This is a genomic window from Schleiferilactobacillus harbinensis, from assembly GCF_008694105.1.
GTDB lineage: Bacteria > Bacillota > Bacilli > Lactobacillales > Lactobacillaceae > Schleiferilactobacillus > Schleiferilactobacillus harbinensis.
This window is the reverse complement of record NZ_CP041364.1, coordinates 2,731,934-2,753,864: the sequence shown is the minus strand read 5'-3', so window position 1 is coordinate 2,753,864 and position 21,931 is coordinate 2,731,934. Positions and strand designations below refer to the sequence as shown.

Genomic DNA, 21,931 nt, shown 5'->3' with positions numbered 1-21,931 from the left:
TTTATCACCCTTTCTCTTGGTATTGTTTCCACATCTTGCCCGGATCAACCGGGCGATCCTTCTCGTCGCGTGCCGCCATCATATTGCACATCTCGTAATAATCGGCATCATCAAAATCTTGCATCGACCAGTGGAAGTAAATTACGGCTTGCTTTTTCATTAGTAAAAAGTCTTCCCGCTGGTTTTTCAGATGGAATACCCGTTCTGGTGGGCTAATCCTTGTTGCTTTTGTCCGCGGCCTGCTCTTTCTTGTTAGCCAAATCGATGTCTTCGTCGCTCATGCCCATCATGCGTTCAAAAGTGTAATTAACTGCCTCAACTGTTTGCTTGAAGTCCATTTCATCCAACTTGTTCTGTTCCTGATTGTTAAGCTCCAAAACAGTAGTCAGGAAGTCAATTGAATCGTGCAGCAGGTCTCGCTGCATCTTAATGATCTCAATTGGTTCTTTGTCTTGAATGTCATCTGCCTGAGCCATGAGCAGTTGCAGATCATACATCTTCTCCATGTTCCGATTGGTCGTCTTTACATTGTGTTCCCGGTTGCTAATTACCGTTACTTTAATTTTCATACGTGTACCATCCTTTTATTTTTTGTAGCCGGATTTAAAATTGAAGTGCAACACCGATTGAGTTAGACCAATCGACCGGGTTGATTTAACAAAATAGGCCATGAAGACCTATCCTTGAAGCGACTAAACTACCAAGAAAGGTGACCTTCATGACCCACAATCAGTCTAACAGTCTCGGCTCGTACACTCAACTCACAGAGGGCGAGCGCGGAATAATTGATGCGCTTTGGCACTCCCATGAATATTCCATTCGCGATATTGCACACATCATCCATCATTCCCCTAGTACGGTAAGCCGTGAGCTTAAGCGCGGCCGAGTCCAGCAACGGGATTCGAATTATCATTACTACAAGGATTACTTCTTTGATGCTGCCCAACGACAACACGAAGAACGACAGACCCATTCCCACGCCAAGAGCATGTTGGAGAAGTGTACCTACTTCTTTAACTGGCTGACCGCTCAGATCAAGAAGCATGCGTATCGTGAACAAAGTATTGATGGGTACGTGCATCAGTTCCAGCAACTCTGGCCTAATCGTTCGTGCCCCTCAACGCCGACCGTGTATCGCTACATTGATGCCGGACTGTTGTCAGTGACCAACATGGATCTGCCTGAGAAGTTGCGGCGTCGCGAGAAAAGGCCAGGCCGTAGTCATGCGCGTAAGAATAAACGCATCGCTGGAACGTCCATCGACAAGCGGCCCAAACAAATCAATAACCGCTGGTTTGTTGGTGACTGGGAAGGCGACCTGGTGAAGGGGAAGCGTTCTGCCGACCAACCAGCATTACTCACCCTGACAGAACGTGTCACACGTTATGAGCTGATCTACAAGATCCCAAACTATCACGCCCGGACTTGCTTAGAGGCCATGCAATACGTTCTGAACACACATGATCCTTATCTATTCCACTCCATCACCTTCGACAACGGTTCTGAGTTCGCCCTCTTGGACCAACTCAGAGGAACAAAGATCTACTACTGCCATCCCTATACACCCAGTGAACGTGGCAGTAACGAGAATGCCAACGGCTTGATTCGAGAATTCATTCCAAAGGGTCAATCACTATGGGAAGTCTCTAAGGAGAAGATTCGTAAGAGCCAAGATGTCTTAAACCACCGGTTAAGGAAGTGCCTTGGATACCGCAGCGCAATCGCGGCGCTCCAGGCCTCCCCCCTGGGCCTGGAGGAATCCCTGCCCACTACCTAAACCAATTCACACTAAACCAATTCACATGGATGAGTCTTCACTGTTGCACTTAATTTGACAATTCGGGGTTATTTTTTGTATTAAAAAAGCCGGCCCAAGGACTTGCACCATTGGCGTGGCTGCTGCCAGCTGTTCAGCTAATGTTGGGACTGCTGTTCTGTCGTTCGAGCTCTATAGTTACTCATATGCTCATTCTTAATTGCATCAGAACCGGATTCTCAGCACTAACTAAATGTTAGTGAGTTGTTGTGCCAGAGCCTGTGCCAGAAGCTGACCCACCAGCTGGTGACGTTGGCAATACATATCCGCCGAACACTTCACTGTACATATGTGCCTTATCAAAAGCTGAATCCAAATCGCTGTACAACTTGTAAGCAGCTCCACCGAAAGCATCAGTCGTCAAGGCCGTATAAGTCAAGGTGTCGTCAACATCTTGCTGCGCATTCGTATCAGTTTGAAGATTGGCGCCAGCTTCAGACAGAATCCCATCGCCAAACCCGTAATAAACAAAATGCAATCGGTCTAATGTCTGGGTTGTGATAAGCATTGCCACATGAGCTTGAATGCCTTGGTCGGTATACCCACCTTTTTGGTCATTAATCATCCCTTTGATCTGTTGCTTAACTTGAAAGTTCAGATCATTGATGTCGAGAGCTACAGACGGCTCAGCCTGAGGAATATCAACGGCCTGAACTCGGTTAAACCCATACTTCTTGACGGGTGTGCCACTCAGCCCTGTGATGTTCGCTGTCTTGCCGCCAAGGTCTGCTCGGCCAACAACGTACAGCCCATCTTTGCCCAATCCTTTGCCTGTACCAGTAATCAATTTTTGGTCTTGGTCAACTAAACCAAAAGCAATACCATATAAGCCTACTGTTGCCATTAAATCGTCTCCTTTAATATTTTTGTTCTGCTGAAATAAAATGTGTTAAAAAGCTGACTTGAAACAGGGTCTAATATTCTTTGCCTGACTGCTGCTACTTGCCAATTGCTGTGAACAAATGCTTTCATCAGTGCTACTTCAATTGTCTCTAGGTCAATGTCAAGCTGTTGTGAGTACCAAATCTGAACTTCAACCTCTTGATTCAGTGCCCAGAAATCGTTATTGCCAAAACTTGACGGATCATTGGCGGAATCAGTAATCAGCACAACTGTTTTATCTTTGCTGTCTACCAACTCCTGCGGCAGGTTGTTGCCTTCGATTGCATCAATACCAGCAATATTTGCTTGGCTGATAATAGATACAGCGTCGTCTACTGCACTCATTTGTCTCCACCACCGTTCAGCTTGGCAATAATGGCTTGGTATTCAGCTTGTTCAGCCGCAAAAACGGCGTCTTTAGCATCGTTTCTGGCATTATCTACAAAATGGTCACCACGCAGCTTTTTAGTGCCATCGTTCAGAAAACCGGCAATGTATGCCTTGCTGCCAAAGCCAGCGGTCGATTTCCCATTGTGATCACCATCAATGTCGCCGGCAGCACTCCGAGTATTGGCTGACAGATGGCCATACTTACCGCCATCGCCCTTAGTATCCGGATGCTTTTCTTTGGTGGCCTCTTGCAGCTTAGCTGCAAGAACATCAGCACCAGCTTTCGTTATTTTTTCCTGGTCTGTGATACTCAGCTGCGCAGCTTTAGACACCTGCTTCAGCCACTGATCAAGTGCTACATCCATGTCCATCGCTACGCCCCCTTGGTAATCTTTGTGAGGGTCAGATAATCGTACCGGATGGCATCATTGCTGTCGTCAGGGGAAACATCAGCAATGTCATACACAACACCATCAAGGCGTGCCTGCTGCTGTGCAGCATTCCTAGCATCATGTCGGGTGATGATCGTGATTGAGTTATCCAAGCGTGTGCCTACAAGCGTATATTGCTGGGTGAGCGTCCGTTTCTGCTGCTTGTAATGCAGTGTGTATGCAGGAACAAAGCTAGAAATATTCAGGCCAGCGCCTGTCTTGTGTGACTGTGGAACGCCAAGCTCAACGGTACGGCTGAAATCGCTTGGCTTAAAATTAGTTGCCATCAGTATCACCACTATCTGAATTAGTTGGCTGATTGGCCTGCAAATGAAGTAACATCATCAAAGCGCCTTGCGACAGCCCGTTTTCTAAGGCCCGATCATAGTATTGCTGGGTAACCATTGTTTTAATGGCGAGCTTAGCAATCGGATCGGTCTTATCAAGTACCCCCACTGAGCTTGTAACCACTCCCGTAGCGCCAGCAACCAAGTTTGTGATTGTTGTTTTCTCGGACTCATCAAGATTAAGCTCCGTCATCAGGTCATCAACAATTACAGATTGAAAGCTGCCATTATCAGCCATTTGATCGTCTCCTTTATCGGCCGCCCGCTGAATCAACAACGCACTGTGTATTTCTTAAGCGACCATGTCGTATTACTTGCTAGGTGCCGCGCTGGCAGCAAAGTTTGCTTGCTGGTCAGCAATTGCAGAGAAGGACCCAGCAACAAAGGCATCGGCATCAGTTGCTTGCACATCGAAGCGGTCGATGACACGCAGCTTAGTCTGATCATGCTCAAACGCACCAGCACCAATGTTGGTGACAACCAAGCTCATCTGCTGACGGTCAAACAGTGTCGCGGCCTGAGAGAGATCGCCATAATATAACGGATAAACTGGTGCAGCAGCGGTGCCTGCGCTTGGCAGCCAACGATCAGAGATGACAATCACCTGATGACCGCGAATGCTGTAAGGCATGTCAGGAACAACGTTGGCCTGAATAAGATACTGGCCCATGGCGTCCTTAACCTTTGCCAACTGAGCAAACCCGCTAACATTGGTCATTAAAACCGATGTGGATTGGATAGCCGGATCAACAGCTGTGTAGATCATATCCAAAATGTCGTCAAACTTAGCAATGGTCGGCTTCTTAGGAGCGTTGTTCATTGCCGAGATGATGACACCGTTGCGCGTCACAACATCCTTACGGGAAACAAATTGTTCAATCCACGCTTGAATATTTTGATCGCTGTCATTAAGCAAAGTATTCGGCATTGTAGAAATACCGGCATATCGATGAATGGTGTATTTGATTTGTTTCAACTTTGGATCATCGTTGTCACCAATAAGTGCATTCTCGTCATCAAGATTTGCCAGTGGTGTGATTGTTTCAAAAGGCTCGTACACGCGTGAACCAGTAGGGGTAGAAACATTCTCAACCTGCACATATTGTTCAAGAGACGCATATTGCCGTTTGAGTTGGTTGATGTTGGTCTGAATATCAGGCGGAATTGTCAAGCCAGCATTAGACGTATCACCGTCAGTGTTGCCTGAAGTTACCAAATCCGTAATCCGTTTCTTGCCCGTAGCCAAATCCACAAAATTGTGAACAAAGTCTTGGGCAGCGGTTGCTGGCTTAGTAACAGTCACCTGCTTATTGGCGATGGGCTCCGGCTTGGACGCTGCCGCTTCAGCTTTAGCGTCATCCAGTGCTGACTTTGCGAAGTCTCGAGCGTTCTTAGCAGCCTTCAAATCATCCGTTACTTTCTTAACGTCATCTTCCGTATAATAAGACGGATCAGCCGCCAGTGCTACCGCCATTTTTTGTGACTCGTCTTGTAAATCCGTTACCTTTTGCCCCGCTGAAATCCACGCGGTGTTTAAATCGTTTAAACTAGCCATTATTTGGCCTCCTTGTTTTTAATGCCCAACAGTAAAGCCAGCTTCGGGTCAATGGTTTTCTTCCCATCATCCGTAGGCTGGCTCTCAGCTGGCTTGTTCTGTTGACTGTTTGCTTTGATCATTAATGCTTTCACTCGGTGAATCATGTCAGTTGTTAATGGCAAAACACTGTTTGTAACTGCCGGCGCTGTATCAAACATAATGTCATCGGCGAATCCTTTTTCAACAGCCTCTTTGGCATTGATCCATGTCTCGTTAACCATCATGTTGTACACATCACTAGGACTCATACCGGTTTTTGCTACATACACATCAACCAATGATTGGTCAATACTGTCTAACGATTGGCCTGCTGAATTTAATGCATCAACATTGCCATTGGCTGACGTTGACGCCCTGTGAATCATCAGCTGAGCTGTTGGCGCCATCTCGACTTTGTCTCCTGCCAAAGCAACTACCGATGCTGCAGAAGCGGCAAGTCCAACGATGTTAGTAATGATGCTGCCTGAATAATTCTTGATGGCTGTTGCTATCTCACTGCCAGCAAACACATCACCGCCTGGGCTATTAATCTCCAAAACAACGTCCTGACCGTTTGCCTTTGACAATACATCAGACAAATCAGATGGGGTAACTGTCTGGTAACCAAAGAATTGATAAATGTCAGCATCATCCTCGCTTGAGATAACGCCCTTAATTGGTACCGTTACTGCCATTCGTATCACCTCCTTTGAGGTCTGACTCAGCCGGATTGAACTGGGGCGTGCCGCCAGGCAATATACCACGACGCCGAAATAGGTAGTCAGATTGGTTACCACTTATCGCACCGTTTTTTACTGCACCACCAATGGCAGCCAAATATCTGCTTCCGTCTTGGTCAATAGCTGGTTGAATATCAACATCAATGTTTGCAGAAAACTTTTCGTTAATCTCACTAACAATGGCTTGTGCATATCGGTTTAGGCTATTCGCATACATGCCCTCAATCATCAATAAGGATGACTGCTGGTCGCCTTGTCCATTAAGATAGCTGTCAGGAATGTTGTAGACTTTCGCGATCTGTTTGCTTGTCCAGTCCGTAGATGAAAGCAGCTTAGAAACGTCCGAGTTTAGTTCCAGCGGAGCATATGTTGTCAGCTCATCAAGCACGACTGGGCCTTTATTTGAGGTTGCTTGAGTCATGAACCCTGCCGACAATGCCTGCTTTTCTTTGAGGCTTAACGCCGACCCATTCTTTGCGGTCAACGTTCCGTTAGAAGTAATAGCCTTTGACAGTGCCGATATTGTCAACCCATTGGCGCTGGTTTTAATGTTCAGTTCGTTTTGCAGAGCCAATAGCGGTGACCGGCCAACTTCTCCACCATTCCCAATGCCGAGCAGTCGAAGATGAATCATGTCTGACTGTGGCACATTGTTCATAACAGAAATACTTGGCTCGTCAAAAGAAACGTTGTAAGTTAGCCCAGTGCCATCGCTTAAAAGAAATACAGATACCTGAGACGGACGCAAATATTCAAGACGAATGGGCTGACCGGTAAGCTGGTTGCGCCAAATATAGGCATAGGCATTCCCATCAAGCAGCAGCTGTGCCGCCATTGACTGCCAAAACGCTTGCCGGTTAGTGGTTGCTGATGGGTGATCAAGAACCGTCTGAGTTCTCGGTTGGCTAGCTTCAATACGACAAGTTGCCAGATCAGCAGACAATTGATAGATTGTTGCATAAAGGTCTGAGTTAAGTAGAGCTTTCTGCGCGGATACATAAGCGGCCGGATCAACCATTAAGCCAGTCATCATGTCGCCATCGGCTGATTCAAGCACGCTCTCGTATTGGGGAGCAGCACGATTAGTTGCTTTGTTATTTAGAAATCCAAAAAGCACCATCAGTCATCTCCTTTCTTGGCCTTGCTGATCACGAGTGCTGTTGCTACCAGCAATATTCCCAGAATGACTTGCCCAACCAATAGACTGACTGAAAATGCGGCATACACTAGAATGCCAAATCCACATAAAAAAAGAACCGTCTCAATATTTGCAAATAGGAACAGTCCTACCACTTTCAAAGCTTTACTAAATTGTTCAACCAACGGCATCGCCTCCAAACCCGAACTGGCCATTTTCGATCATCTTTTTGAACTTCTCGGGCGTCATGAGCTCAACTTCTTTGGTGCGGTCATTGGCAATCCCGAAATCTTCAAAGTGATACATGCCTTGATAAAGAGCGTCAATTAAAGCATCAACCACATCGATTTTCAACGTTGCTTTGGCCTTATCGACTTGAATTCCGACCTTATCTTCATAAATTTGGGCATTAAGCAATGCTTTCTCCATGATTTTGTCGTCCGGTCTCTTGATTGATCCTTCGATAAAACCCGTTTGTAAAAACTTAGTGGGGTCTTTAAGCTCGCCAGTTCTCTGCCTGATGGGCATAATGTTCCAGCCACTATTAAGCCCCAACTGCTTTACAAAGCGTGTAGCGCCCATGTAGTCGTAGCCAAAGCAAATCACATGCAAATGGTGGTCGCTTACATAATTCCTCAGCCACGAATATACTTGATCATCGTTGATGATGCCTTCCGGGTGACTAGTGATCGTGCAATAATCCTTCTTCGCCAGCTCTCGGTAGCCGATGCCGTCCTGCTTTTCTTTGGCCTCGATGCTGCCAGCCTTTTGCCACGGGATGAAACTATGCTGGGCAATGTACCAATACTTATGTCCGTTGGCCTCGTATGGAAATACGAAACCAATAGCTGTATTGTCTGAAAACATCGAGTAGTCAAATCCGATATAAATATCTCGACCAGTCACATCAAAGTGCGAAACGACGGCCCGTTCAACATCAGCCAACTTGAGGAAACTGTTTTGAGATTCTTGCAGCCACATGTTGAGATTCTTGTTCTGAAAGTCGTCAACAGTTCCTGCCAACATGTCTGAATCCCGTTGGCCTTTCAGACCCGCCATCAAATCATCATGTTTGGCTGGCAAGTCCAGCAGTGGATTGCTGTAAACCCACGTGTCAGGCTTGTATGTTTCGTCCAAATTGTCCTGCGCCCAGACCAAGCACAGCTGCGTATCAGCTTCTCGCTTGTAATCCTGCTCCATAGCTTGTTGTAACGCCTTTTCGTCATCGTGAAATGGGACAGTGGGGTTAGGATAAGCCGTGGAAATTTCCACGAACTGTTTGTTGGGGATTTGCACTTGGCCGGATACGATCTTGTTGATTTTCGTGCGGCTCTGCAATTCTCCAATTTCGTCAAAGATGGCGGTCGTAAAGTGAAATGAGTCATACTGCCCGGACTCATGACTGATTGCCCGCAGCACATTGTTCTGTTTCTTCTGGACAATCTGATCGGATTGGCTAGATAGCCCGTCAGGATTGAGGCCGACCTCTTCGGCCAATGACTTGAACGGTTCAATATCCAGAACCTTACGCAGCATTGTCTTAATGTAGCCAAGGATTTTGCTGGTCTGTTTGAAATTGATAGACGCCACCAGGTAGTCCTGACTAGATAAGCCCAGGGATTCCACTAAAAACGAATAGCAGGCGATGATCGCCATCAAATAGGTCTTGCCGTTTGTCCGGCCAACACTTACGATGGCTCGGCTGAACCGTTTGCCACCATCAATGCCGCGCCATCCAATCAATTGAGCCAAAATAAAAGCCTGCCAAGGCATTAGCTCGGTAGGTTCATCGGTGTGATCCACGTTCGGGCAAATTGCCGCGAACTTGAGGATGTTTGTGACTTTATTCAGGTCGTAGTGGTACGGGAAGTCTGATTCTTTTTCGAGCACCCGCTGTAAGTCTCGGATGTGGCGGAACGTAGCCAACTGGATCATGTAGCCGGCTTGCTGCTTGCCATCTAGAACGTCAAAGGCGTATTGCGTGCCGACGTCTGGATAGGCGTTGCGCACATCATCGTAGTTGCCAAGATGGTAGGCGGCCAGCACATCATGCGATTGGGTCAAATCAATTGGCTTAATGACTATCACCTCCCAAGAACTTCTTCATCTGCTCGGCGATGTCTGTCTTGCCATCATCAGGCAACTTGATTTTGGCCATCTCTGCACGTCCTTTAGGTGACAATCCCAATTGCTCTCCAACGGCATTAAGTTGCTTAACGGCGTCGTTATAGATCTGTGTAGCAGGATTGCGTTTGTAGCCAACGAAGTCTTTGCCAATGACAGTGCCGGTATTGTCCTGCAGTGAGCGAAATATCTTGGTTTGAATGCCATCATCAATGACTGACTGATAGGATTTCCGGTAAATTTCATATTGTGTACAGTACAATTCCACTAGACCGGCATCAACTCGGGTGACTGGTGCCTTGGCTTCTAAAAAGGGGACAACTTTACGCCACATGGCACTCGCAATTTTGCCCAAATGCTCCGGTGGACGTTCCGGCAAATGCCCGTTGTTCTGCTGATAAAATGGTTTTTGATTAGCGATGGTCGTTGCCTCCTTTCTTGGCTTAGCCCCCCCGCATTAAAAATTTTGAAAGCATGCTTTGGTGCAAGACAACAGCTGTGTGTGGCTCCCCGTTTTAGAAAAATAGGGGGCGGGGGGCAAATTTTCAGCCGCGTCGTTGCGCCATTTTCGATTGTTGCATGAGTTCAGCTACCCGTTTTACGTCATGTATCTCTGGCAATCCCGTGCGGCTGTTGGTTTGACCGGTGCCATAGTAGGATTGCTCCCACGCTGTTTTTTGCCGGTGGCAATCCGTACAGATGGTCGCTAGGTTCCCAGCGATGGTGGCCAGTCCCTGGTCTATTTCGATTGGCACAACGTGGTCGACTGTGTTTGCCAGCGTTATCTTGCCGTTTTCCTTGCAGTATTGGCAAAGTCCGTAGTCCCGATCAAGCACCAGTTGGCGAAGATGCTTCCACTGTGGTGTTTTGTAAAACTTGTACTGCTCACGTTTGCTTGACGAACGATTGCGTGTGATGTGGTTGTACTTCCAATAGTCACGTTTCTTTTCGTCTGCTGTAACTTCCAATGACTTGTGCTGTGTGCAGTAGTGTGCCGGCCACTCCACCATATTGTGGCAGCCGTTGGCATGGCAGCGGTGTACTCTAGGCATCAGCACCACCGAGATTGCTCTCGCCGATGTGCTTAACCTTCTGTGTTGCGCCATCGTACCACGTCACGCTGATGTGATTGTATGGCACGGAAACAGTAGTCGTGCACCAATGTACTTCCATATCAGTCAATCCATGTTTCGGAAAGTCATCAACTTGCTCGCCATCAATCCAGACGTGTGGCACATCGTTAATGTTGTCCATCTCAATTCGTAAGTGTGGTGCGTGTTTAGTCATTGGCATGGCCTCCTCGTTTGCCCAGCTTGCGCTGTTTGACAAGTTCAATACGTGTTGGCTTGTCACTGTCATAGACAATCAACATGTACCAGCCCAGTGCTTTGGTCACTTGCTGCATCAGTTGGATAGCATCATCATTGCCAGTCAGTAGCCCTTTGATGTATTCAATCAAGCTTGACACGTCTCTCCTGATTGAGCGCAGTTGCCAAATCTTTCAGGACACGATCCAACTCACTCATATTCACGGTGCCATCGCCTGTATCGGTGATGGCTAAGCCATCTGGTCCAATGGTTGCATAAGTGTGTTCACTCAACTGAAAACGGAATTCACTGTCAATCTTGCCGCCCTTGATAACCGCATCATCAATAGATACAACGTCTGGTTTTTCCTCGAACACTTTGGTGTATTCGTCCTGATCCATCACATGGACGGCCTCGCGATCAAGTGCAGTCGGGTCAATAACAATGACGCTCCCACCCAAGATAGTGTGACCATCAATAGTGGTGGTGCTGGCAGTGTCGCTGACTGGGCTATAGTTGGTCTTTATTTCCAAAAACTTTTCAACATGCTTCGTGGCTTTGGCAAGGTATTCACCAATATGCTTGCAGTCAGTTGGCACCTTGATTACCGTGTATTCCTTTGGTCGCATAATTGCTTTAGTCATTTTGATTGTCCTCCATATATTGCCGTATTTTTTCTGGCCGCAAGTCTGACCAGTAGTCAATTGGCTTGCTGCCCTCAAATATGTATACTGCTGGCATGGATTGGACGCCGCCAGCTTTGAGTGCCTTAATATCGTCCGCGGTTGCCGTCACGGCCTTGGTGTGCATTGCTTTGGATAATTGCCGCACCGTCTGCCGGCACTTCATACAACCGGGTTTCGTGTACACAATTGCTTGCATCTGCTTCCGCCCTTTCAGCCACGCGTCCAAATCACGGTCAATCTGATACTCTTGTGGACTGACGTAGCCGTATTCGGTGCGCTTCATTACATTAGACATAGTAGATCGCCATCGTATCATGATCGCTGTATTCGACCAGCTCGAACGTTTTGTGAGCAACCACGCCAATATCATCAGTCCATTTGTCGGTTGGCTTGCGTGTCGATACTTGACGCTGAACGAATCCGCCTAGGTCTTTGCTCATCTCGGAATGCAGATGACCCGTGAACAGCTCGCGGTTCTGCGCTGTGCCTAACATGGAGCCGAACTCATCAAGATACTTCGCAAGGTAGTTGTTCTTGCCCTTATCTCCGTGAGTGGCACCGATGAAGTTATGGCCGAGCATTGCACCTTTGTAATGCTTCAGCGATATATCCCAAGTGATGTTCGGCTGGTTGCTGTAGGCACGTTTCAATAATCGGGCAAACATATATCCAACTGATGGATCATGATTTCCGGCACAATACATGACTTCACACTCATTGGCGTTCTTAATGATTGCTTCAATCAGTGTCTCGAAGTATTGCTCCATTTCATTAACGGTCTCGCCTAGGTCAGTTGTTTCGAGCTGTGTTCCTTTTGCTGTGGTCGAGTTGATATTGTCGACGTGAGCTAGATCACCGCCCAGAATGAGCAATATTTTGGCGTAGTGGCCGCGTTTGATGATCTCTAGCTGCCGTTTCAATGATTCAGCATAGATATTAAACGTGTGACCGTTGAAATGCGTGTCAAATGCCGGAATGACCAGATAGCGATCTGATTCCACAAATATATGAGCCTCGGCTTGATACGGCTCCTTATGTGTGATGATGTCATTCATCAATGATTCATATTGTTCTGCTTCAACTAACGGCCTGATTTGTATCTTGCTTTGGTACAATGTCGCTTCAGGTGTTTGCTTCCAGAAGTTGCTTGTGGCATGTACAAGCTCCCACTTGGTGTAATCATACCCGTGAGCTTCCAGAACCTCTCTAGGCGTCATTTTGTGGCCCCTGACGACTTTCATAATGGTTTCACTGGACTGTGTGCCGTCTGAATCGTATTCATTCTTTAGTGGCTTTTGGAATTCGATGCCAAGCCGTCTCGCTTTTCCCTGCAACGCATCATAGCTAATCCCGAGTTTGTCGGCCGTTTCTCGTCTGGTAAAGCCTTCGGAGGCGAGCTTCCTAATGCCGCTGATTTGTTCATCTGTCCATTGCATTTACTCGCCTCTGAAATCAGTATTTTTAATATTATCTCCGTATTAAAATAGGCGCCCATGGCAGCGCCTATATTGTTACAATTCCTCGTAACCTAGTAATTTATTTTTTTGCCCACAACCGAGTTCAGGCGGTCTTCGCTTCCTTCCGAAAGTTTGGTGGGCTATGCAACCGGCGGGAATCGAACCCGCTAAACTTGCCCGTGCACTTGGGTAGTTGTCCTATGGAGCCGTTAGGCCTACGGTTGCTCCTTTTCAGTGATGAGCGAGCCACGAAGTCTCATCACGTGCCGTGCGCATCAGCACTTTATAGACAATTCAATGTCTACCTTCAGGGATTTTTACCCCAGCTGGCTATGCAACCGGCAGGAATCGAACCCGCAAAATCTAGTTTATTCGCCAGATGCGTTACCATTACGCTACGATTGCACTGTCACGCTCGCCTTGTGGGTCATCGCATGACTTTTTTGCCCCCGGTATAGCTTGTCGATTGAAAGAAGGAGTGAGCCATACCACATCCTTTTTTATAGAATTTGAGGGCAATGCGGCGGCCGGGAGTCGGACCCGGCTTTCCACCATTCGCCGCGCCAATCAATGAAAGGAGGTTGCATAGAAGAAAGCTTTCGCAGGCTGTCCTTCAAATTGGCACAATACAATAATAAGCCCAAGTCACTCCGGTTTGTGTCCGGTCTTTGTCCGGTGTTTGTCCGGTAAATGTCCGGTCTAGAATTTGCTGACGACGAGGCTTCCTGGATAATTCGGCCACCATTCAGCAAACGCACATAGAGCGTCTTTGACTGCTTCGTAATACTGGCTGGACTGATAGCCCACGCGTTCCATTATCACGTCGTCAGGCAACGGTTTAAGCACCACGTAGCGCATCTTAAGAATGATCGGCCATTTGTCATTGACTGCTGTTTGGGGCAAAAGCGTATTGATGATCTTTTCGCACCTATCGCAGAATTGCTTGTCGTCATTTTCCAAATATCCAATGATCTTATCGTCCGCATGGTTTTCAACCGATGGGCTTCGCGGCATACCGTCCATAGCTGGTGATGCTAGCGTGTTCCCACGGCTCATAGCCATTACCTTACGATTCGGGTACTGGATCAAGATACGTTCTGCATTGGCCGCCGTCTTATCTCTGTCTACTCTTGAAAATCGTTGTGTTACCCGCATCATGGCCACGCTCCTGTGCTATAATTTATTTGCATGAGTTAAGCACACACGGTCGCGGAAGCGGCCTTTTTTGTTTCTTACATTTCAAGATGATCGTCAATGTCAGCCAGCATAAGGTAAAATGCACACACCCAAACCAAGCAAGCAGTGCCATCAATATTGCCGTTATTGGCCCACACACGCAATGTTCCCAGAAAAAACAGGACTACTGACCATATACGTTCGTCAAGAAGCACTCTCCAAAGCATTTTCATTTCTCCGCCTCCAATTTCACGATTTCGCCGGTTTCCTCAACGCGCCAGACACCTAGCAACCAAGCGCGGGCGAAAGTATCGTAATGATCAATTATCCACCGATGATCCTTTCCATAGTCGCGATACTGTGAGGCCAAAATTGAATTACAGATTGGCTTCATTTTAGTAATCATGCATCCCACCGCTTCCGGAATCACCGGCATATCGTCTGGCAAGGCGGCGGCGTAACGCGCAGATAAGCAGCTACGTAGGTCGCCAGCCTCATCGTCGTTCACCGGGTCATATTCCCTGCCAACTGGCGCATATGCCAACGCATCATTGAACACGTCCCGCTTCGTCTCATTGCTCATCGGTAAATCATCCCTTTGCTTGGCACTCTAATCGTCTCTTCTGGGTTGAATACACTCATCATTCCGAAGGAAATGTCTGAGATAAACTGTGCTGACAACTCATCGGGCATCTGATTGGCTCGGTTTAGGAAATAGTCCATCAGGTCGCCGACCTTAATCAGCGCGTATGCTTGCTTCGTCTCATTGCTCATCGTCAGTCACCTCAAATGGATTCATCTCTTCCTCGTCATAATAAACATTTCTGGCAACCATTTCGGCCTCCTGCTCGCTTTTAAAATGATAGAGTGGGTCATCAAACATTGCTGCAAATTCGCCAATGACGACCTTGTGACGGCCAGATAACTTATCAAAGTAATAGTCGGTGACGCCCGCCTCCTCGCCTTTAACAACCCATGTCATTGCCAATCACCTCTTCCCGTTCACAGTTTTCCAGATGCCGATGCTTGATTTCGCCCATCGTAAATTCCGTTTCTGGCAGGCCAGCACCGCCTTGCACAAATGTTAGGGTGCCGTCGTCACGTTTCCGGTAGAATAGTCCCGGCAGGTCAATACCGTAAACCTTAACACGATAACGTTTGTCTGGCTTATCCACCCAGCCATATTTGGAAGCATTGATTAGCACCGAATAAGACCCGGGCGTATTTCTCCACCAATTAAATAATAATTGTGTATCTAAGATGTGGGCATTATGGCTCAGATGGTACAGAGCATTGTCGACTTTTGTTGCTTTGCCGCTGTCTTCTTCACCACAAACCAGCTTGTCCCACTGATCGCCAACTGATTTAGGCAGAACAACTTTCTTGTGCTCCGGTTCGATCGCATCCACGGTCGTGTCAATCATGTGAGTCATTTCTACAAAGTCATCCGCTGGCATATCCATCTCGCTCAGCTTATTAAAAATCTTCATCTTAGCTTCGTGCTTATTCATGGTCTTGTTCCTCCTTGCCCAATACATCATCTGTTGATCCGAATCCGCCAGTACGGTATCCTTGCGCATCATCATTGTCGGCAACCATGTAGGCACGAAATATTCCTTGCATAATGCGGTCCCCAGCGTTAATTACGACAGGCTGATCACCAATGTTCCAGAATTGGCCCATGATTTCGTTTGGGTAGTAGTCACTGTCGATGATTCCAATACTGTTCGGCATTACCAAGTGCCGCTTGCGTGGCAATGATGACCGGGAAACCAGCTCCAAATACTCATAGCGACCAAGTTTCACCTTGATACCAGTCGGAATCAGCGCAATCTTGCCGGGCTCAATGACCACCGTTTTTGCTGCTGCAATGTCGTATCCTGCAGAATACGCAGTTGCCCGTTTGGGCATCGGGCCGGTATATCCGGCGATTGGTTCAAAATGTCGTTTAATCAATGTTCTTTTCGCCCCCATAAAGAGTATGCAAGGTTGGACGGTTTCTCCCGATTTCTTGGAAAGCACCAATGCCCGCTCTGCTTGGCTGTGCGCTTGCTAACTGCAATATTGCGCCCAAGCTCTGGTGCAATTGGTGTATTAAGCCGCACGACAATTGTGTTTGTATGATCCCAAAGTGGTTCGCAAACACGGTGGTACATTTTTCCCCGATACACATAGTCAACCTCTACCGATTGTTCCGGATCAAATGTCTTTGTCTTTTTCAACGGTACGTGTACTCCAGCCATCACTGACCGTTGAAATTGATGAAATATTTTTTCGCCCATGCTAGTCCTCCTACGGTTAATAGATTAATAAGTCAATTTCCTTCAATAATTTTCAGTGCGTCTTCCACAGAGCGGGCGACACCGTACAGTACCGGCTTGCTCTCGATAAACGCCTTAAATCGTTCTTGGTCAGGCCGCATCCTGCCATTCTTCGTTTTCACTTCAATCAGAATCATTTTGCCGTCGGAATGGCGAAAACCGCTGAGATCGGGCCACCCTTTCGGCGGTCCGGCAGAAAACGTTCTGCCATCTGCTGTTCTGACGTTGCCCACATTGGTTCGGATGATCGTACATTGGTGTTTGCTGACCGCGATCATAATGTCGGTCTGAATTTCGTGTTCCGGTTGTGTCGTTGGTTTCACCTCCACAGTGCTACGGGCGGATGCTACGGGAGTACTCTTGTGCTCTATTTCCTTACTCCAACAAGGCTTTAGCTCGTTTTTGGGAGCAACGGGAGGATTTTCTCGACAAGCTTTTTTTATATATTCTTTTACCCTATATCTTATTTATTCTTTCTTCTTTTATCCTCCCATAAAAGAAAAAGAAGGTAAAAAGCATACAGCCGTAATGGTTTGACCGATTTTCAGTCCTCCCGTAAGTCCTCCCGCAAGTCCTCCCGCAATTGTCAGTTTCGCATCCAATTGAACCTCTCGTCGAGCTTCAACCGAATTCCCAGGTAGAAAACGTTACTGCTTTTCTTGCTCCGAAACTTCTGCTTCATCTGGGCACCGAACTTTTGCTTTGCCATCTTGTACTCGCCGGTTTCTTCTGCCCAAGCCTGATACCGTTTGAACAATTCACCGGCTGGTGCCTGATAATCAGGTCCCTTGTCGCAGCAGTCGCTGACGAACAATTCCAGTACATCCATTTCGTCCCGGTATTCCTTGCTCGCCCGCTTAACGCTCTCAGGCGGCTCCAGTCCCTCTCGCTGCCATTTCAGAGCGCCATCCACAGCCCAGTTCAGGATACCGACCGACTCGCGCTCCAGTTTGTACTGGAGTCGCTTGTCAACTTTCTCTTTCGGCACCTGGACAGTGAATGGGATCAGCATCAGCCTCCGCCAGATACCGTCATCGGTTCCTCGGATGATCGGTTTGTGGTTGGTCGCCAACCAAAGTTTGAATTCCGGGTGAAACTCGAACTCTGTGCCGTATAGGAACCGGGCCGTGACTGTATCGCCACCGGTTAATTCCTTGACCAGCCCTTCGTCCAATCGAACGCCTTCATTTGGTTCACTAGCTGTTACCAGTCTAGCGCCCTTCAATCGGGCGATGTCTGAGTTGGCGGCGCTGCTGGTCTGCTGAACCATGATTGACTTAGCCTGCATGGATCGGGCATAGGAACCCGCCACATGTTTCAGCACATCCATAAACACTGACTTCCCGTTCCGACCCGAGCCGTAGAGGATGAACATAACTTGTTCCTCCGTGGACCCGGTGAGCGAGTATCCGATGGCCTTCTGCAAGTAATCAATCAGCCCTTGGTCACCTGCGAATGTCTGGTCCAGAAACGTCAACCATTCGGGACAATCCATCGTGTCGGAATACTCCACATCGCCTTGTTTGGAAAACATCTTCTTAATGTCGTGATCGTGGAGGCTTCCATCAGTTAAATCAATGTAGCCGTTGGCTGTGTTGAAAAGTGTCTTGTCTCGGTCGAACTCTTCCGGTAGCACCGGTAATCGGTGTTGAATTTCGTTCATCATGGCCTTCTTCGACGCATTCATTCGTGATTTCTTCGTAAATGCTGCCCACTTCTGCTGAATTTCTTCCGGTTTAATGTCGGGCGGCGGCGTGATTTTTTCGTTCTTCAGGTCTGCCACCACCGCATCCACCATCGATGGCAACAGTCCACGCTGGTCCATCTCCCAGAACGAGCCGTTGTAAATGTACCAAGCCTTGTCGATATAGCTATACCGTGCCAAACTCCCGAACCGGTCGTTGAACCGATCAGCGTTCCCGGTATCATCCCAGGTGTGTGGAGGAAAAGTCTTTGGCTTATTGGTGCTGCTGCCATGCATGAAACCAAAGTTGTATTTCGGTCGTTCATTTGCTGGATTGTATACACTCTGGACGTCATTAATTGCTTTGTTTAGCGTTGATACGCCATAGGTGGTCTTGCCGTGTTTCTCATCCCACTTATCGCGCATCAGCGAAGACTGCCGGAAAACGGCATCCATCTTTTTGAAGTCTCGTCCTGTCCAAAACGCCAGGTCGTTGGCAAATGCCAAGTCTGCTTCTGAGTGCGATGTGTAGAATTGCTCCCATCCGCCTTCAAGCAACAGCTTCAATCTTGGTCCAGTCTTGCTTGCTAACATTTTAGCAACAATTTCATCCTGGCTTAGATCATTTGATGACTGTTTTCTCTGTGGATGTAACTGGATTACCTGCTTCGGCTCCAGATATTTCCGATAGAGTTTCGTCAGACCTTCTTCAGCATTGTGGTTGATGTTATCGAATATCCCAATCCGGTTGCCCGTCATGGCGAAAAACCGGCCTGACTGGTACATTTCGATGTTTCCCTTACGCCGTCGTGAGCCAGGCAGACTACCCTTAATCAGGATGTGGATGCCTTCACCGGAAACAGACTTCTCCGTATATGACTGTAAGTTTGAGACAAACTCATATGCCAAGTTGTCGTCTGTGTTTCCTGCCTCCCAACGGTCTAAGTCGGCGCCGATGTGATCCACATCAACACCAACGTATCCATTGGCAAAGAAGAAACCGAGACCGTCTAGAGAATACCGTTCCAACCCTTCTAATGCTTTGTCGAACGTTGTCCAGTCCTCTGGTGCCGTAGAGCTGGCCTTAGAGCCAGTTAATGCTGAATATGGTATCTTTGTATACTTGTTCTTTTCTGGCTTCCAGATCAGCTTGTATAGCCCCCATTGGGCTAGGGGCTTAAGCTCCTCGGGAATTTTTTCATACATATTCATACCTCCGTCTAAAACGGCAGATCGTCGTCATTAATGTTTGTTGGGCCGGGATTGACAGCAGGCACACTCTGCTTGGTGGCCGGTTTGTCCTTAGCTTCTTTGAATGTGTGTGCCAGTTTCGGATAGTCCGTCGGCTTCACGCCCCACGGTGCAGCAGTGTTCTTATCTGTATTGTCGTATTCGTCATGCTGAACCTTGACGTAGACTTTGACCGGCTTGTGGTACAGCACATTGCAGAAGTCCTGAATCGTATCGATGGGTGTGCCTTCTGGTACACCGACTGCTTCCAGAATATATTGCAGTTGGCTCATGTCATACAGGCCAGTAGCCTTCCGCTTCCAGTTCGGCATCCACACGTGCCGATTGTGGTATTTTCCATTGGTTTCCGGCAATGCTGCATCTAGGTCATTGCGAACCGTGAATTGAATATCCAGGTATTCTGACCCGTTCTTAGTCGCGTCTTCGTGAGCAGCTGCGATCACCATTTCGTATTCGCCTTGCGGAATCGGACCATAGTCACCGCTTGTGTTGTTCGAGTAGTCTGTTGTTAAAAATGCCATTAGTTTGTTCCTCCTATTTCGTTTTCAGTAGACCTAAACTCTTTGCTTGGAAGTATGCCCACCCGGATTTGTACCCCCGGGCATTGGCAATTTTCCGCAATTCGGTGTAGTTTTTTGCTTCTTTTGGTTCCTTTTGAGCCCAGTGCGTTTTCTGATAATCGGCTACCATGAAGCGGCGCTCATCAAACTTACCTAGCTTGGCAGCTTCATCAACTTCCAAATCGTCTGCTTCTGCCGTTTCCCAGACATAGCCACACAGTTTGCAGACCGTGGTAGCGGCTGGCACGATTGCAAAACACTTCGGGCAAGTCTTGATCGCTGGCCCTGGCGTACCGCTGTGCTTTTTCTTATTTCGGTCATCAAGTGTCCACTGGTCCGCACGAGGCATTCTCGGTGGTCCAAATCGCATTACGTTGCCCACATGGTCAATGATGATTGCGTGTTTTCCCGGTTCGTATCTCATACCGCGCATAGCCTGCTGGATATAAAGCACCAGCGAAGCCGTCGGTCGCAGCATGATAATTACACCAACATCTGGGACGTTGAATCCTTCTGAAATCAGATCAACGTTGCAGAGAATCCGTATTTTGCCAGCCTTGAAGTCCCGCGTGATGCTGTCTCGCTCTCTCTGGGGCGTTTTAGCATCGGCGTGAGCCGCTGAGATACCTGCGGCTTTGAACATCTCTGCCACCTGCATACTAGCTTCCACAGAGTGAGCGTAGACAATGGCTTGCCGTCCTTCCGCGAGGCGCTTGTAATGTGCTAACACGTCTCCGAATATTTTGGGTTCCTTGATGGCGTCACTCATTGATACCTGTGTGAAATCACCCGTGGAAGAACGTTTCAATTTGTCGGTCTCAATCAGCGTCGGCGCATAGTACGTGTAGTCGGCCAGATAATGGTTATCAATCAGCCACTGAACTTCTGGGCCGACAATCATGTCATCGTAAACACTGCTGAATCCCTTGCCTGACATCCGCCAGGGCGTGGCCGTAAATCCGACTCGGGCAACGTCTGGATAGTGCTCATAGATTTTCTGATATGTCTTTGCCAGGGCATGATGCGTCTCGTCAGTTATAATCAGCGTCGGTTTTGGCAGTCGATCCATACGATGGACAATCTTTCCCACCGTCATGATCGTGCAATGCTGTAGGTTAATGTCATCTGCGATGAACGTCTGCATGATTTGCTCCGCTAACTCCCGCCGGTGAACCATAAACATCACGTGTCCGCCCTTCTCAGTCGCCATGCGAGCAATTTCAGCGATGACCACTGACTTACCAGAACCAGCTGGGCTAACTATTAGTACCGCTTTGTGCCCCGTCGCCAGGCTTTTCCGGGCCTTGTTCACCAGGTCCGTCTGGTACGGGTGGAGTTGGTACGTCATGCTTCTCACTTCCAAACTTGAACAAATCTTCCACCGGCACGACTGTGCGGCTATCCAAGCGGTTTTTGGCGTAAATGCCGTCCGATGGTTGGAGAATTACCCCACGTCCGTTTGTCTTGGGATTGACTACCACCCGGCCGACTAAATCGGCCAAGCCCAACAAGCCGTTTCGTACTGAATCCCGGACTGCTGGCGCGTATTGATTGAACGTCTGGCCTTCGTCGGTCGTAATTTCCTGTTGCGTTTCCCAGGCAGTTACGAGAATATTGACGTTTTGCAGCGCGTAAACGCTGGTCATAATCCGTGGAAAATAATTCGTCCACTGTGAATAGTCTTGAATTTCGTTGCTGATACCGTTCTTCGACTTGCGTCCTTTTTCAACGAACCAATCGCGTTCAAAACTGGTCACGTTATCCACCACCAGATTGTCGTAAGGTTCCGTGATCTGTTTGGCTTGTTTGAGAAATTCCAGCCAGAACTCTTCTGGATGAATGCGATCAAACTTAACAACATCAATATTTGGCTGGCCGGCCAGGACTCGGCTGGAATCGTCAAGGTCCAGCACCAATGTCCGGCCGCGCATGAACTTCACCGATGAAGTCTTGCCAACTCCTGGCTTGCTGTACAGAATCACTCGCCAATCCTTGGCTCGCTTCAAATCAGCAGCCTTTACAATGTCAATTGGCATGTTTACAC

The 21,931-nt window shown here is 47.9% G+C and carries 32 protein-coding genes and 2 tRNA genes; 1 reads left to right on the top strand and 33 read right to left on the bottom strand.

Translation table 11 applies throughout. The annotated features are described in order from the left end of the window. Positions 1–4: 4 nt before the first annotated feature. Entirely contained in the window at positions 5–160 is a 156-nt protein-coding gene (locus FMM01_RS16575) for a hypothetical protein (protein WP_223849955.1), read from the bottom strand. Positions 161–212: 52 nt separating this feature from the next. Continuing rightward, positions 213–569 carry a phage tail tube assembly chaperone gene (locus FMM01_RS13635; RefSeq protein ID WP_150392884.1) on the bottom strand — a complete coding sequence of 119 codons (357 nt, stop codon included), beginning with the start codon at positions 567–569 and terminating at the stop codon, positions 213–215. Positions 570–718: 149 nt separating this feature from the next. On the opposite strand from FMM01_RS13635, the gene FMM01_RS13630 reads away from it, so the two are divergent. Next, on the top strand, positions 719–1,777 hold the full coding sequence (locus FMM01_RS13630; protein ID WP_150391459.1) for an IS30 family transposase: 1,059 nt from the start codon (positions 719–721) through the stop codon (positions 1,775–1,777). A gap of 235 nt (positions 1,778–2,012) precedes the next feature. Here the strand turns inward: FMM01_RS13630 and FMM01_RS13625 are convergent, their stop codons facing one another. From FMM01_RS13625 to FMM01_RS13480, 31 genes are all read right to left on the bottom strand, one after another. Continuing rightward, complete coding sequence (locus FMM01_RS13625; RefSeq protein WP_150392883.1) at positions 2,013–2,660, bottom strand: phage tail protein; 648 nt, start codon at positions 2,658–2,660, stop codon at positions 2,013–2,015. Continuing rightward, the gene (locus FMM01_RS13620; RefSeq protein WP_150392882.1) at positions 2,660–3,043 is read right to left on the bottom strand and encodes a DUF806 family protein; all 384 of its coding nucleotides are present in this window, start codon (positions 3,041–3,043) and stop codon (positions 2,660–2,662) included. Before FMM01_RS13620 ends, FMM01_RS13625 begins: the two co-directional genes overlap by 1 nt. After that, positions 3,040–3,459, bottom strand: coding sequence for an HK97-gp10 family putative phage morphogenesis protein (locus FMM01_RS13615; RefSeq protein WP_150392881.1), 420 nt, complete (start codon positions 3,457–3,459; stop codon positions 3,040–3,042). Before FMM01_RS13615 ends, FMM01_RS13620 begins: the two co-directional genes overlap by 4 nt. A gap of 2 nt (positions 3,460–3,461) precedes the next feature. After that, positions 3,462–3,806 (bottom strand): phage head closure protein, encoded by a 345-nt coding sequence (locus FMM01_RS13610; protein WP_150392880.1) that lies wholly within the window; start codon positions 3,804–3,806, stop codon positions 3,462–3,464. Beyond that, positions 3,796–4,104: a hypothetical protein gene (locus FMM01_RS13605; RefSeq protein WP_190973381.1), complete on the bottom strand. Its 309-nt coding sequence runs from the start codon at positions 4,102–4,104 to the stop codon at positions 3,796–3,798. Before FMM01_RS13605 ends, FMM01_RS13610 begins: the two co-directional genes overlap by 11 nt. 72 nt (positions 4,105–4,176) lie before the next feature. Next, positions 4,177–5,421 carry a phage major capsid protein gene (locus FMM01_RS13600; RefSeq protein WP_150392879.1) on the bottom strand — a complete coding sequence of 415 codons (1,245 nt, stop codon included), beginning with the start codon at positions 5,419–5,421 and terminating at the stop codon, positions 4,177–4,179. Further along, complete coding sequence (locus FMM01_RS13595; RefSeq protein ID WP_150392878.1) at positions 5,421–6,137, bottom strand: head maturation protease, ClpP-related; 717 nt, start codon at positions 6,135–6,137, stop codon at positions 5,421–5,423. Before FMM01_RS13595 ends, FMM01_RS13600 begins: the two co-directional genes overlap by 1 nt. Beyond that, entirely contained in the window at positions 6,115–7,302 is a 1,188-nt protein-coding gene (locus tag FMM01_RS13590) for a phage portal protein (RefSeq protein ID WP_150392877.1), read from the bottom strand. Before FMM01_RS13590 ends, FMM01_RS13595 begins: the two co-directional genes overlap by 23 nt. Continuing rightward, on the bottom strand, positions 7,302–7,511 hold the full coding sequence (locus tag FMM01_RS13585) for a hypothetical protein (protein WP_223850080.1): 210 nt from the start codon (positions 7,509–7,511) through the stop codon (positions 7,302–7,304). Before FMM01_RS13585 ends, FMM01_RS13590 begins: the two co-directional genes overlap by 1 nt. Next, on the bottom strand, positions 7,498–9,399 hold the full coding sequence (locus FMM01_RS13580; RefSeq protein WP_150393307.1) for a terminase large subunit: 1,902 nt from the start codon (positions 9,397–9,399) through the stop codon (positions 7,498–7,500). The genes FMM01_RS13585 and FMM01_RS13580 overlap by 14 nt, the downstream gene beginning before the upstream one ends. After that, positions 9,395–9,823 carry a phage terminase small subunit P27 family gene (locus FMM01_RS13575; RefSeq protein ID WP_223849954.1) on the bottom strand — a complete coding sequence of 143 codons (429 nt, stop codon included), beginning with the start codon at positions 9,821–9,823 and terminating at the stop codon, positions 9,395–9,397. Before FMM01_RS13575 ends, FMM01_RS13580 begins: the two co-directional genes overlap by 5 nt. A gap of 166 nt (positions 9,824–9,989) precedes the next feature. Next, the gene (locus tag FMM01_RS13570) at positions 9,990–10,412 is read right to left on the bottom strand and encodes an HNH endonuclease (protein ID WP_223849953.1); all 423 of its coding nucleotides are present in this window, start codon (positions 10,410–10,412) and stop codon (positions 9,990–9,992) included. A 76-nt stretch (positions 10,413–10,488) separates the two neighbouring features. Further along, on the bottom strand, positions 10,489–10,731 hold the full coding sequence (locus FMM01_RS13565; RefSeq protein ID WP_150392875.1) for a hypothetical protein: 243 nt from the start codon (positions 10,729–10,731) through the stop codon (positions 10,489–10,491). Continuing rightward, entirely contained in the window at positions 10,724–10,903 is a 180-nt protein-coding gene (locus tag FMM01_RS13560; RefSeq protein WP_150392874.1) for a hypothetical protein, read from the bottom strand. Before FMM01_RS13560 ends, FMM01_RS13565 begins: the two co-directional genes overlap by 8 nt. Further along, complete coding sequence (locus FMM01_RS13555) at positions 10,896–11,396, bottom strand: hypothetical protein (protein WP_150392873.1); 501 nt, start codon at positions 11,394–11,396, stop codon at positions 10,896–10,898. The genes FMM01_RS13560 and FMM01_RS13555 overlap by 8 nt, the downstream gene beginning before the upstream one ends. Next, the gene (locus tag FMM01_RS13550; protein ID WP_150392872.1) at positions 11,389–11,733 is read right to left on the bottom strand and encodes a thioredoxin domain-containing protein; all 345 of its coding nucleotides are present in this window, start codon (positions 11,731–11,733) and stop codon (positions 11,389–11,391) included. The genes FMM01_RS13555 and FMM01_RS13550 overlap by 8 nt, the downstream gene beginning before the upstream one ends. Beyond that, entirely contained in the window at positions 11,726–12,874 is a 1,149-nt protein-coding gene (locus tag FMM01_RS13545) for a GcrA family cell cycle regulator (protein WP_150392871.1), read from the bottom strand. Before FMM01_RS13545 ends, FMM01_RS13550 begins: the two co-directional genes overlap by 8 nt. A 164-nt stretch (positions 12,875–13,038) precedes the next feature. Then, a tRNA-OTHER gene (locus FMM01_RS13540) sits at positions 13,039–13,120 on the bottom strand. Between the two features lie 108 nt (positions 13,121–13,228). Then, positions 13,229–13,300: transfer RNA gene (locus FMM01_RS13535), tRNA-OTHER, on the bottom strand. Between the two features lie 294 nt (positions 13,301–13,594). Then, positions 13,595–14,053, bottom strand: coding sequence for an ArpU family phage packaging/lysis transcriptional regulator (locus tag FMM01_RS13530; protein WP_150392870.1), 459 nt, complete (start codon positions 14,051–14,053; stop codon positions 13,595–13,597). A gap of 74 nt (positions 14,054–14,127) precedes the next feature. Next, positions 14,128–14,304 carry a hypothetical protein gene (locus tag FMM01_RS16350; protein WP_190973380.1) on the bottom strand — a complete coding sequence of 59 codons (177 nt, stop codon included), beginning with the start codon at positions 14,302–14,304 and terminating at the stop codon, positions 14,128–14,130. Continuing rightward, positions 14,301–14,654: a hypothetical protein gene (locus tag FMM01_RS13525; protein ID WP_150392869.1), complete on the bottom strand. Its 354-nt coding sequence runs from the start codon at positions 14,652–14,654 to the stop codon at positions 14,301–14,303. Before FMM01_RS13525 ends, FMM01_RS16350 begins: the two co-directional genes overlap by 4 nt. A gap of 180 nt (positions 14,655–14,834) precedes the next feature. Beyond that, positions 14,835–15,053: a hypothetical protein gene (locus tag FMM01_RS13520; protein ID WP_150392868.1), complete on the bottom strand. Its 219-nt coding sequence runs from the start codon at positions 15,051–15,053 to the stop codon at positions 14,835–14,837. Continuing rightward, on the bottom strand, positions 15,037–15,582 hold the full coding sequence (locus FMM01_RS13515) for a hypothetical protein (RefSeq protein ID WP_150392867.1): 546 nt from the start codon (positions 15,580–15,582) through the stop codon (positions 15,037–15,039). The genes FMM01_RS13520 and FMM01_RS13515 overlap by 17 nt, the downstream gene beginning before the upstream one ends. Further along, positions 15,575–16,024 (bottom strand): dUTP diphosphatase, encoded by a 450-nt coding sequence (gene dut, locus FMM01_RS13510; RefSeq protein ID WP_419555033.1) that lies wholly within the window; start codon positions 16,022–16,024, stop codon positions 15,575–15,577. Before dut ends, FMM01_RS13515 begins: the two co-directional genes overlap by 8 nt. After that, the gene (locus FMM01_RS13505; protein ID WP_150392866.1) at positions 16,024–16,353 is read right to left on the bottom strand and encodes a hypothetical protein; all 330 of its coding nucleotides are present in this window, start codon (positions 16,351–16,353) and stop codon (positions 16,024–16,026) included. Before FMM01_RS13505 ends, dut begins: the two co-directional genes overlap by 1 nt. A 32-nt stretch (positions 16,354–16,385) precedes the next feature. After that, the gene (locus tag FMM01_RS13500) at positions 16,386–16,670 is read right to left on the bottom strand and encodes a VRR-NUC domain-containing protein (RefSeq protein ID WP_150393303.1); all 285 of its coding nucleotides are present in this window, start codon (positions 16,668–16,670) and stop codon (positions 16,386–16,388) included. A 308-nt stretch (positions 16,671–16,978) separates the two neighbouring features. Then, positions 16,979–19,282, bottom strand: coding sequence for a phage/plasmid primase, P4 family (locus FMM01_RS13495; RefSeq protein WP_150392865.1), 2,304 nt, complete (start codon positions 19,280–19,282; stop codon positions 16,979–16,981). Between the two features lie 14 nt (positions 19,283–19,296). Next, a complete protein-coding gene (locus FMM01_RS13490; RefSeq protein WP_150392864.1) occupies positions 19,297–19,848 on the bottom strand; it encodes a DUF669 domain-containing protein in 552 nt (183 codons plus the stop codon). A gap of 13 nt (positions 19,849–19,861) precedes the next feature. Beyond that, positions 19,862–21,235, bottom strand: a complete 1,374-nt coding sequence (locus FMM01_RS13485; protein WP_150392863.1) for a DEAD/DEAH box helicase — start codon at positions 21,233–21,235, stop codon at positions 19,862–19,864. Next, a complete protein-coding gene (locus tag FMM01_RS13480) occupies positions 21,144–21,923 on the bottom strand; it encodes an AAA family ATPase (protein WP_190973379.1) in 780 nt (259 codons plus the stop codon). The genes FMM01_RS13485 and FMM01_RS13480 overlap by 92 nt, the downstream gene beginning before the upstream one ends. Between the last annotated feature and the right edge of the window lie 8 nt (positions 21,924–21,931).